A 10,927-nucleotide genomic window follows, 5' to 3' on the forward strand; every position below is an offset into this window, starting at 1 on the left:
CGGCGAACGCGCGGCGCATCGGCAACCCGAATAAACTTTTGATATCATTAAGTTATTCAACATCATCCGCTTCGTCGTCCCGGCCGGGGATGACGTAGGAGCCCTTTAGCCAGCGGTTCAGGTCCACGTCGCGGCAGCGCGAGGAGCAGAACGGGCGGGTGGCCTGCACCTGCGGCTTGCCACAGATCGGGCAGGTTTTGAGGGGCTTGGTAGGCTTTTTGACTTGGTCGTCCATGATGACGGCAGTCTACACGAGGTCACGAGGTTCAAGAGCCTCTCGGCAGACGGGTTCCTGCGACAAAGGCGCATCGGCCCCGCCGGGCGATTCTACTGTGCATGGGGTTGTTTTCGAGATTTCGTCGGACCGTGCTTACACAGAAGTGGCGTTGAGCCAGCCGAAGCGGATCGGAAAACCTTCGCCGCCGAGCAGCGTCGTGGTCTCGTACAGCGGCAGGCCGACCACGTTGGTGTAGGAGCCCACCATCTTCACCACGAACGAACCGGCGATGCCCTGCACCGCATAGCCGCCGGCTTTGCCGCGCCATTCGCCGGAACCGATATAGGCCTGGATGTCGTCTTCCGAGAGGCGCTTGAAACGGACGCGGGTCTCGACCAGGCGCTGGCGGAAGGCCTCGCGCGGCGTCACCAGGCAGATCGCGGTATAGACACGATGGTTGCGGCCCGACAGCAGCCGCAGACACTGGGCGGCCTCATCCACGAGATTGGCCTTGGGCAGGATGCGGCGGCCGACTGCCACCACGGTATCGGCCGACAGGATGAAGGCGCCGCGCAGCTCGTCGTCGAGTTGCACCGATTTCAGCGCCGCATCAGCCTTGGCCCGCGCCAGGCGGTTGGCACAGGCGCGCGGCAGCTCGCCCCGCCTCGGCGTCTCGTCGACGTCGGCCGGCCGGAGCGCATCCGGGTCGATGCCCGCTTGGTTGAGCAGCGACAGGCGCCGCGGCGAACCGGAGGCAAGAACGAATTTGGGGCGGCCGAGCATCAGGTGATTTGGAGAGATGAGGCAGGGGTGAATTGCGCGCGGAACCTATCGGAAGGGGGCTGATTTCACAACCCGGGAACCCCGACTTTGCTGATTCGAAGGTCACCGATATGCCTGTGCCCTCCGTCTGTGACGCGGGTGTTACGGGCACCGCGACCTATCCGCTCGCGGCGCCGACCTTGGCGAACCGCCGGCGGATGCGCATCAACAGCTGGTCGCAGACCTCCCGGTAGGCGGCGAGCTTCTGGTCGCGGCTGCCTTCGATGGTGGTGGGATCCTGCGTCGGCCAGTACTCGACGTCGGCGGCGAGCGTGCGGGTCAGCTCCAGCGCCTTGTGATGCGCCTCGGGCGAGAGCGTGATGATGAGGTCGAAATTCAGCCCCTCCCAGTCCTCCAGCTCCTCGAAGGTCTGCGGCTTGTGCGCGGAGATGTCCTGGCCAAGCTCGGCCATCACGGCGACGGCAAACGGATCGAGCTCGCCCTTCCTGGCGCCGGCCGATCTTACGTAGAGGCCTTGCGGAAACATGTGCTGCAACAGGCTCTCGGCCATCGGCGATCGCACGCTGTTCATCGCGCAGGCGAACAGCACTGATTGCGGATCGCGTGCGCGTGGGGGCGCAGCCATCCGCTTTTAACCCTTCCAATGAAGAACAGTAATGAGCGTGAACAGCCGGCGTGACGTCTCGAAATCGACCCGCACCTTGCCCTTCAGCCGCTCCTGCAGCGTGCGCGATCCCTCGTCATGGATGCCGCGGCGGCCCATGTCGATCGCCTCGATCTTGTCCGGGGTCGCGGTGCGGATCGCCTGGTAGTAACTGTCGCAGATCATGAAATAGTCCTTCACGATCCGCCGGAACGGCGTCAACGACAACAGATGCGCGACCACGGGCGTGCCGTCCTCGCGACGGATGTCGAACATCAGCCGGTTGCCGCTGATGCCGATATGAAGCGTGAACGGCCCCTTCGAGTCGGCGCCTTCGGGCGCGAACAGATTCTGCTCGATCAGATCGTAGATCGCGATCGCGCGCTCATGCTCGATGTCGGGCCCTGAACGGCCGATCGAGTCCTCGTCGAGGGTGACCGCGACGATGCGATTGGTCGAGTCGTCCTGTTCGGGCGGCTTTGTCATGACAGATTGAGGCGCAATCCAATCGAGCGCGAATGGGCATCCAACCCCTCCGCTTGTCCGAGCGTCATCGCGGCCGGCCCCAGCGCACGCAGCTGGTCCGGGCCACATTTCAGGATCGAGGTGCGCTTCATGAAGTCGTGCACCGACAGGCCTGAGGAGAATCGCGCCGAGCGCGCCGTCGGCAGCACGTGATTGGAGCCGCCGACATAATCGCCGATGGCCTCCGGTGTATGCGCACCAAGAAACACCGCGCCGGCGTTGCGGATCTTGGCGGCGAGCGCATCGGGATCGCTGGTCATGATTTCAAGGTGCTCGGCGGCGATGGCATCCGCGAGCGGAATGGCCTCAGTGAGGTTCTTGACCATGATGATGGCGCCGAAATCGGCCCAGGAGCGGCCCGCGATGCCAGCGCGCGGGAGCGTCTTCAGCTGCGCTTCGACGGCCTTCTCGACATCGGCTGCAAGCCGCACCGAGTCCGTGATCAGGATCGACTGCGCGCTGGCATCGTGCTCGGCCTGCGCCAGCAGATCAGCGGCGATCCAGTCGGCATTGCCGGTGTCGTCGGCGATCACGAGCACCTCGGAGGGACCGGCGATCATGTCGATGCCGACCTTGCCGAACACCAGACGCTTGGCGGCAGCGACATAGGCATTGCCGGGACCTACGATCTTGGCGACCGGCGCGATCGTCGCGGTGCCGTGAGCGAGCGCGGCCACCGCCTGCGCACCGCCGACCCGGTAGATCTCGGTGACACCGCCAAGCGAGGCAGCCGCCAGCACCAGCGGATTGAGCTTGCCGTCGGGCGAGGGCACCACCATCACGAGGCGCGACACACCGGCGACCTTGGCCGGCACCGCATTCATCAGCACCGAGGACGGATAGGCCGCAGTTCCCCCGGGCACGTAGAGGCCGGCGGATTCGATCGCGGTGTAGCGCCAGCCGAGCTCGACGCCGAGCGGATCGGTGAAGCGCTCGTCCTTCGGCAGCTGGCGGCGATGGTAGGTCTCGATGCGGTCACGTGCGAGTTTCAGCGCGACCAGCGTCGCAGGCTCGCAGGCCTTTGTCGCTGCTTCGATCTCGGCGGCTGAGACGCGAAGGCCGGATGCCTCCAGCCTCAAGCGGTCGAACTTGGCGGTGGCCTCGAGCAGGGCGGCATCGCCGCGCCTGGCCACATCGTCGACGATGGCGCGCGCGGCGGCTTCGACATCGGCCGAGACCTCGCGCTTGGCGGCGAGAAAGGCCTGAAATCGCTGGTCGAAATCGGCGCTGCTGCGGTCGAGACGAACGGGCATTTGGGGCTTGGCTTCTGCTGGTTGAGGGGGGCGCAGTCTGGCTCACCGGCCCCCTGCTCAATGGCGCGACCGGGAAGCTGCGTCAACCCTTGGCAGCCAACCCTTGGAAGCTACCGTTCCAACGAGGTCCGAGCCGAGGGGACTGGTAGACCGGCCACCTCACCCCTCCCGCTCGCTTCCAACTCCCGTCCCCAGCTCGTCCGTCCCCAGATCGGTCAGCTGGCATTCCAGGCATTCGACGTCGAGGCGGATGGCGCCGCCATGGGCAAACAGCAACAAGGCGCTGCCGCCGGGCTCCTCGTCACGGCCGCCCTGTGGATGAAATTCAATGCCGACGAGGTCCAGAATCTTGTCCGGTGCTCCCAAGTCGATGTTGCGCGATTTGCAGGCGAGCACGCGGTCGAAGCGAAGCGCCGCGACCAGCCGGCGCGGTTCGGCCTCTCCCTCCAGCGTCTGCTCCCAGTCCAGCCGGCTCATGCCGACCACCAGGCGCTTCTCGCCCTGCCGCCAGATGATGTCGGAGGGCTGGATGCGGGCATCCTGCACATGGGTCGAGATCACGGCGAGATCGTCGGCATCGAGCGCGATCAGTTTGAGCTGGGGAGACATCACCGACATTTCTCCTCTAGGGCTGATACGGCTCAACGCCTGGAACTGCGGAAATTTCCGCGCAAACTAGCGATCCCGCGGCAAACGGACTAGAGGCTATTGATATCCTCCATCTCCAGCACCCGCCTGGGATAGCCGACCCTGGCGACATGGATCATGGCGCGGCCCATCTGCTCGGTCGAGGTGACGAGCCTGGGCGAAATCCGGCGCAGCATCGACCATAGCGGCCCTGTGACATCATAGACCGCCTGCACCCAGGCCGTCTTTGATCTGATCCCGTGCAAAGGTTGGATCGCGCCGGGCCGAAACATGTAGGCGGCCTTGAACGGCAGCTTGAGCAGATCGTTCTCGGTCTTGCCTTTGACGCGGGCCCACATCCGCGAGCCCTGCTCGCTGGAATCGGTGCCGGCACCGGTGACGTAGGTAAAGGTCATCTGCGGATTGAGCCGCGCCAGCGTCGTCGCAGCCGCAAGCGTAATGTCATAGGTGAGACGGCGGTAGCGTTCTTCGCTCATGCCGATCGACGAGACACCGAGACAGAAAAAGCAGGCGTCATAGCCGATCAGCTTCGCCTCGATCGCCATATAGTCGGTGAAATCGTCATGGATGACTTCGGTCAGCTTGGCGTTGTGCACGCCGGTCGGGCTACGCCCAACGACCAGCACGCGATCAACGCCGTCATCGAGCAGGCACTCGCGCAGGACGCCCTGCCCGACCATGCCCGTTGCGCCGAAGATGATGACCTGCATCGGGACATTCCCATCGATGTCGCGGCTCATGCGGCGGCTGCGATCTCGTCGAAAGATACACCCGTCAGCGTCGCCGAAGCATCCCAGAGCATGGCTGCCGCGGCAAAATCCTTCGCCTGTGGCATGATCCTCGCAACCCCCGGCGATCCCTTCAATTCGTAAAACCCGCTCGGACCGTAATAGCCGCCGGGCTCGGCCGCCGGCGAGGTCGCCGCAAAAAGCGTGGGCCAAGCGCCCTCGGCCGCGGACTGGCTGATCCAGGGCTGGAGCAACCGCCCCACGCGCCATTGCAAGGTGTTCACGCCGGGCCCGTTCGAAATCAGATCGGTTCGCGCAAAGCCGGGATGCGCGGCGATGCTCCGCAACCCCCAACCGGCCGCATCGCTCCGCCTCTGCAATTCGAGCGAAAACATCAGGACGGCGAGCTTGGACTGGGAGTAAGCGCGCAACGGACGATAGGACCGCTCGCTCTGCAGATCGTCGAAATTGATGGCGCCGGAGCGATGCGCAAGGCTCGACAGATTGACGACCCGAGGTGCCTTGGCGCGGCGAAGGCGCGGCAACAGGCGCGCCGTGAGCGCGTATTGGCCGAGATAGTTGGTGCCGAATTGCATCTCGAAACCATCCTCGGTCTGCTGCCGCTTGGGCAGCGCCATCACGCCGGCATTGTTGACGAGGAGATCGAGCTGGTCGTTGCTGGCCGCGAAACGCCGGGCGAAATCGGCGACCGAGGACAGACTGGCGAGGTCGAGATGCTCATAGGCGATCAGAGCGTTGGGAAACTGCGCGCAAATGCCCTCGATCGCCCGCAGGCCCTTTGCGTCGTTGCGTCCGGTGAGTATGACGATGGCTCCGGCGCCTGCCAGCGCCAATGCCGTCTCATAGCCGAGGCCGCCGGTGCCCCCGGTGACGACGGCGGTCTTGCCGCTGAGCGAAGGGATGTCTGCCGTGGTCCAGTCGGTCATGCCAATCTCCGTTCGGGGCTGGAATGCCGCCCGCGACAGGTCTAAATGTGCACTTGGTGCAACTTTGCAAGAGGTGAAATAATTTGAAGGCGTCGAAGCCGAGCGGGAAACGTCCCAAGCCCTTGATCCCTGGAGAGAAACTTCCGGCTTCCGCCGGTCTGCGCCAGCGCAAGCAGCAGGCGACCCGCGAGCGGCTGAAGCGAGCGGCGATGGCGCTGTTCCTGGAGCACGGCTTCGAAACCACCACCATCGACGACATCGCTGATGCAGCCGACATGTCGCGACGGAGCTTCTTTCATTATTTCGCCTCGAAAGAGGACGTCGTGGCCGCCTGGCAGGAGGATGCCGCAACGGCCCTCGTGACTGAGATCCTGGCACGGCCCGCGGAGGAATCCATGCTGACTGCGGCGGAGAACGCGATCGCAGCCGCGCTCAAACGGATCGACCCGACCGAGACTGCGGCGATGTCGCGGCTGAAGCGTGACAATCCCGCACTGCAGGCCCGCGACCAGCTCAAATACGAAAAGCTCGAGCGTGCGCTGGCGGACGGGCTCGCGCAACGCTCGGGCCGCAAGTCGGACCGGCTGAAGGCCCGGCTTGTCGCCATGATCGCCACCGGCGCGATGCGCGTCGGCGGCGAGAGCTGGCTCAGCGAAGGCTCACGGGACAAGCCGGAGGCATTCGTCAAGCGAACCTTCGATGCGATCAGGGCGATCCTGGCGTGAGGCCGCGCCTCAGCCCTTGAAGAACGCCAGCAGATCCGCGTTGATCGTCTCGGCTTCCGTGGTCGGCATGCCGTGGGGAAAGCCCTTGTAGGTCTTCAGCGTACCGTGCTTGAGCAGCTTGGCCGACAGCGGCGCAGAATCGGCGTAAGGCACGATCTGGTCGTCATCGCCATGCATCACGAGCACCGGCACATTGATCTTCTTGAGATCCTCCGTGAAATCGGTCTGCGAGAACGCCACGATGCCGTCGTAATGCGCCTTCGCGCCGCCCATCATTCCCTGACGCCACCAGTTCTGGATCACCGCTTCCGACGGCTTTGCGCCGGGGCGGTTGTAACCATAGAACGGACCGGCGGCGATGTCGCGATAGAACGCCGAGCGGCCGGCGGCGAGCGCGGTCTGGAAGCCGTCGAACACGCTCTTCGGCAGACCGCCGGGATTGGCGTCCGTCTTCATCATCAGCGGCGGCACCGCCGAGATGATCGCGGCCTTCGCCACGCGAGACTCGCCGTGGCGCGCGATGTAGTGCACCACCTCGCCGCCGCCGGTGGAATGGCCAACATGCAGGGCGTTCTTGAGGTCGAGATGCGCGGTCAGGGCGGCGAGATCGTCGGCATAGTGATCCATGTCGTGACCGTCGGCGACCTGCGCCGAACGGCCATGGCCGCGGCGGTCGTGGGCGATGACGCGATAGCCGCGGGTGACGAAGAACATCATCTGCGCGTCCCAGTCGTCTGATGACAGCGGCCAGCCGTGGCTGAACACGATCGGCTGGCCCGAGCCCCAGTCCTTGTAGAAGATCTCGACGCCGTCTTTGGTGGTGATGGTCGGCATTGGGTACTCCTTCAGTCAGAAACGATCAGGCCAACGCCATCGGCTTGTAGCGGCGCCAAGCGCCGATGGTCAGCAGCACGAAGAACACCAGCACGAGGACCTGCACGACGGCGAACACAGGGCCCGACGGCGGCGCCGGCGGCACGGCCGGGGCAAGTGCGGCCAGCGCCGGCACTTTCAGGAACGACTGGATGATCAGCACGAAGACGTTGAAGTAGAGCGAGATCATCGCGGTCACGATATAGACCGGCCGCCATAGGCCCGAAAGTTTCATGCCGTAGAGCGCGATGCACGCGATCGCGAGCAGCACCAGCGAGATGGCGGCGATGACGTACGAGGGCAGCAGCTCCTTGAACGGAAACAGGAAGCCGGTGGCATTGGTGAGGATCGTGAACAGCAGGAAGATCGCGGTCAGACCCGGCATCGGCTTCGAGCTGAGCAGGCCAAACATCACGATCAGACCGGCGACGATACCGATCAGGCTGATGATGACGTGGACCAATGTGAAGGCGGGAAGGCTCAAGCCGAGGACCATGGCATCTCTCCTACTCTCTGCATTGAGATCGGGAGATTGATAATACTCCCCTCACCGGATTACCACCTGCACTAGCATCACACATGCGCGCGCAGCCATGCGTGTTCGTGCGAGTCGAAAAACGCATGGCTGAATTTTTTGCACCGCTGTCGCAAACGACGGCAGTTTTGGACGACCGAGCTTTCGATGAAAGTTGAATCGATCCTTCACACTTCCTTGGTGTCGAAGATCAGCAGATCGGCACCGCCGCTGGCGAATTTCGGCACGTCGCTTGCGGCCGCCTTGCCGGCTTCGCTGCCGAATGCCTTCTGGATGTCGCCCACGCTATCGAACGTGAGAATGGCGACGAGGTGAATGCCTGACGGTCCAGCGGGCGAGCCGACCGCACCGGTGCTGACGGCGTATTTCTTCAAGCCAGGAAGCTTCTTGGCGAGCGGAATGTGAGTTTCGGCATAGTGCTTGTCGAAGGCGGCAGCGTCTTTGGGCGTTTTGTAGAGCACGACGAGTTCGGCCATTTAGTCCTCCCAGTTGAGTCTTTGTCTTCGCGCGATTGATCTCGCGACGTGGCGATAGTCCGTGGGACACGGCGAGATGGCAAGTCACATTCGACTTGCCGTCCGCTTGTCTTCTGCTTGATTAAAGCGCCGGTTTTGCGGCGTCGCCGAGATAGCCGTGCAGCGAGGCCACGACCTGCGCGCCTTCGCCGATGGCGCCGCCGACGCGCTTGACCGAGCCGGAGCGCACGTCGCCGACGGCGTAGACGCCGGGGACGGAGGTCTCGAGCGGCGCGACCAGCCGGCCCTGGTTCTGCTCGGATTGCGCGCCCGTGACGACGAAGCCGCCGCGGTCGAGCGTCACGCCGCAACCGTCGAGCCAGGAGGTGGCGGGATCGGCGCCGACGAACAGGAACAGGTTCTTGATGTCGGCAGAATCCTCGTCATCGGACAGCCGGCTCTTCCAGCGGATCCGTCGCAGCAGCGCGGCTTCGTCGCCCTCCAGCGCCGTGACCTCGGTGTTGAACAGCAGCTCGATGTTCGGGGTCGCTTCGATGCGCTCGATGAGATAGCGCGACATGCTGGCGCCAAGGCCGCCGCCGCGGATGATCATCAGGACCTTCTTGGCGTGCCCCGACAGGAACACGGCCGCCTGCCCCGCCGAATTGCCGGCGCCGACCAGCGCCACCTCTTCGCCGGCGCACAGCTTGGCCTCGATCGGGGAGGCCCAGTACCAGACGCCGCGGCCCTCGAATGTGTCGAGATTGGCGATCTCGGGCCGGCGATAGCGCGCACCGCTCGCGACCACGACCGCGCGCGAGCGCAGGGAATCGCTGCCGTCGAGCGCGACGGTAAACGCGCCGTCCGTGCGCGTGCAGTCGAGCGACTTCACGGTGACGGGAATCATGATGTCGGCGCCGAACTTCTGCGCCTGGTTGAAGGCGCGCGCGGTCAGCGCCAGTCCGGAAATGCCTGTTGGAAATCCCAGATAGTTTTCGATGCGCGCGCTGGCGCCCGCCTGGCCGCCGAAGGCTCTGGTGTCGAGCACGGCAACCGACAGCCCTTCGGACGCCGCATACACCGCGGTGGCGAGCCCGGCCGGGCCGCAGCCGACGATCGCAACGTCGTAGATGCGGTCGTTGCGCGGGCCGCCGATCATACCGATCGCGCGCGCAAGCTCGGTCTCACCGGGGTTGCGCAGCACCGCGCCGTCTGATGTGACGACCAGCGGCCAATCTTCGGGCTTAGGCGAATAGCGCGCGATCACCTCAGCGGCATCGCGGTCACGGTCGGGATCGAGCAGATGATGCGGCTGGCCGTTGCGGGTGAGAAAGCCCTGCAGGCGGACCACGCCGGCCGAATGCGAGGGACCGATCAGTACCGTGCCGCCGACGCCGGCCTGGAGCAGATTGACCCGGCGCAGGATCAGCGCGCGCATGATGCGCTCGCCGAGTTCGGCTTCCGCAACCAGCAGCGCGCGCAGGCGCTCGGGCGGCAACAGCAGCGTCTCGACATCGCCTTCGGCGCGGCCGTCGACCAGCGCCGGCCGGCCGGAGAGCTGGCCAAGTTCGGCCAGAAATTGCCCCGGGCCCTGCTCGATCAGCGGGGTGACGTTGCCGAGCCCGTCGCGCTGGGTGATGGCGACATGGCCTTTCAGCACGACGAACATGCCCGGCCCCGGCTTGCCGGTCTCGAACAGCAGCTCGCCGTCCTTATACGTGCGGAGCTCGCCGAAATTCCTGGTGCGCTCGATCTCGGCCAAGGTCAGCGCGGGAAACGTCTGCTCGGGGCGGGTGAAACGCGACATCATCGCGTCGCGATCGGTTCGGTCCTGGTCATTCTGCCCCATGGCCACGTTCTTGCACTCCAAAATTTCTAGTCACCAGCCTCGCCGGCGGTCCCCTCATTTAGGGAATCATCACCGGCTTGCGAGGGGTCGCCGCTTGCGGCGCGTTCGCGCGCCTGCGCCTTGCGCCGCTTCAGGTTCTCCCGCAGCGCCGATTTCAGGCGGTCGTCGCGTGATGACTTCGCCTGTCTCGCGCTCTTGTCGGTCTCGTCAGCCATCACAGGTCCATCCAGCTCTTGGCTGCTAACATGCCCAGAGAATGCGGCAGCTCAAGAGGCCCGGATGGTCCCGACGTGCGGAAATCCAAAATGGGTCGAATCCGCTCCAGGGGCCAACTGGCCAGATGGTGGGGGAAGCGGAACCAAAATCGACGGAGGGTCGGTCATTTCGGGCCAAAACAGCCGTAATACCTCCGATATCGCTCCGATTTTCTCGTTTTGGCTGATCTTGCAAGCTTGCACAGCGGGGAGGCCTGTGGCAGATATCGGCCCGCTTGGTAGGCCCCTCGGGCGGCCGATTCTATCCCAGCACATGCTGCCGTAGCTCAGTGGTAGAGCACTCCATTGGTAATGGAGAGGTCGACAGTTCAATCCTGTCTGGCAGCACCATCCATTCTTCCCAGAACAAGCACGGATTGGCATTCTCGCGGCCCCGAACGCCCGAGTTTTGCTCGTCTCTGTTGCCCTCCTCCTTTGAAGAGGGCGCAGGGAAGACCGGGTGCCGACGGGCACCCGCGGTCCGCTGCGCGA

The 10,927-nt window shown here is 64.6% G+C and carries 14 protein-coding genes and 1 tRNA gene; 2 read left to right on the forward strand and 13 right to left on the reverse strand.

All coding sequences use genetic code 11. The features are described from left to right. Positions 1-52: 52 nt before the first annotated feature. From yacG to BM374_RS12955, 8 genes are all read right to left on the reverse strand, one after another. Complete coding sequence (gene yacG, locus BM374_RS12920) at positions 53-235, reverse strand: DNA gyrase inhibitor YacG (RefSeq protein WP_092292578.1); 183 nt, start codon at positions 233-235, stop codon at positions 53-55. A 135-nt stretch (positions 236-370) separates the two neighbouring features. After that, positions 371-1,000, reverse strand: coding sequence for a Maf-like protein (locus BM374_RS12925; RefSeq protein ID WP_092292580.1), 630 nt, complete (start codon positions 998-1,000; stop codon positions 371-373). 157 nt (positions 1,001-1,157) lie between these two features. Beyond that, positions 1,158-1,625: an arsenate-mycothiol transferase ArsC gene (locus BM374_RS12930; RefSeq protein WP_092292582.1), complete on the reverse strand. Its 468-nt coding sequence runs from the start codon at positions 1,623-1,625 to the stop codon at positions 1,158-1,160. Between the two features lie 6 nt (positions 1,626-1,631). After that, positions 1,632-2,129 carry a UPF0262 family protein gene (locus tag BM374_RS12935; protein ID WP_092292584.1) on the reverse strand — a complete coding sequence of 166 codons (498 nt, stop codon included), beginning with the start codon at positions 2,127-2,129 and terminating at the stop codon, positions 1,632-1,634. Then, positions 2,126-3,421, reverse strand: coding sequence for a histidinol dehydrogenase (gene hisD, locus BM374_RS12940; protein WP_092292586.1), 1,296 nt, complete (start codon positions 3,419-3,421; stop codon positions 2,126-2,128). The genes BM374_RS12935 and hisD overlap by 4 nt, the downstream gene beginning before the upstream one ends. 159 nt (positions 3,422-3,580) lie before the next feature. Next, on the reverse strand, positions 3,581-4,030 hold the full coding sequence (locus BM374_RS12945) for a DUF2948 family protein (RefSeq protein ID WP_177248319.1): 450 nt from the start codon (positions 4,028-4,030) through the stop codon (positions 3,581-3,583). Between the two features lie 89 nt (positions 4,031-4,119). Next, a complete protein-coding gene (locus BM374_RS12950; RefSeq protein ID WP_177248261.1) occupies positions 4,120-4,779 on the reverse strand; it encodes an NAD-dependent epimerase/dehydratase family protein in 660 nt (219 codons plus the stop codon). Between the two features lie 26 nt (positions 4,780-4,805). Further along, positions 4,806-5,744: an SDR family oxidoreductase gene (locus BM374_RS12955; RefSeq protein WP_092292590.1), complete on the reverse strand. Its 939-nt coding sequence runs from the start codon at positions 5,742-5,744 to the stop codon at positions 4,806-4,808. An 83-nt stretch (positions 5,745-5,827) separates the two neighbouring features. On the opposite strand from BM374_RS12955, the gene BM374_RS12960 reads away from it, so the two are divergent. Beyond that, the gene (locus tag BM374_RS12960) at positions 5,828-6,469 is read left to right on the forward strand and encodes a TetR/AcrR family transcriptional regulator (protein WP_092292591.1); all 642 of its coding nucleotides are present in this window, start codon (positions 5,828-5,830) and stop codon (positions 6,467-6,469) included. A 9-nt stretch (positions 6,470-6,478) separates the two neighbouring features. On the opposite strand, the gene BM374_RS12965 is transcribed toward BM374_RS12960, so the two are convergent. The 5 genes from BM374_RS12965 to BM374_RS12985 form a co-directional block, all read right to left on the reverse strand. Beyond that, the gene (locus tag BM374_RS12965; RefSeq protein WP_092292593.1) at positions 6,479-7,303 is read right to left on the reverse strand and encodes an alpha/beta fold hydrolase; all 825 of its coding nucleotides are present in this window, start codon (positions 7,301-7,303) and stop codon (positions 6,479-6,481) included. Positions 7,304-7,328: 25 nt separating this feature from the next. Further along, positions 7,329-7,838 carry a hypothetical protein gene (locus BM374_RS12970; protein WP_092292595.1) on the reverse strand — a complete coding sequence of 170 codons (510 nt, stop codon included), beginning with the start codon at positions 7,836-7,838 and terminating at the stop codon, positions 7,329-7,331. A 206-nt stretch (positions 7,839-8,044) separates the two neighbouring features. Further along, the gene (locus tag BM374_RS12975; protein WP_092292597.1) at positions 8,045-8,353 is read right to left on the reverse strand and encodes an EthD family reductase; all 309 of its coding nucleotides are present in this window, start codon (positions 8,351-8,353) and stop codon (positions 8,045-8,047) included. 121 nt (positions 8,354-8,474) lie between these two features. Then, entirely contained in the window at positions 8,475-10,181 is a 1,707-nt protein-coding gene (locus BM374_RS12980; protein WP_092292599.1) for an FAD-dependent oxidoreductase, read from the reverse strand. A gap of 26 nt (positions 10,182-10,207) precedes the next feature. Further along, positions 10,208-10,396: a hypothetical protein gene (locus tag BM374_RS12985; RefSeq protein WP_092292601.1), complete on the reverse strand. Its 189-nt coding sequence runs from the start codon at positions 10,394-10,396 to the stop codon at positions 10,208-10,210. 315 nt (positions 10,397-10,711) lie between these two features. Here BM374_RS12985 and BM374_RS12990 point away from each other — a divergent pair. Continuing rightward, a tRNA-Thr gene (locus BM374_RS12990) sits at positions 10,712-10,786 on the forward strand. Positions 10,787-10,927: the final 141 nt, after the last annotated feature.

The organism is Bradyrhizobium sp. Ghvi, from assembly GCF_900115265.1.
Lineage (GTDB): Bacteria > Pseudomonadota > Alphaproteobacteria > Rhizobiales > Xanthobacteraceae > Bradyrhizobium.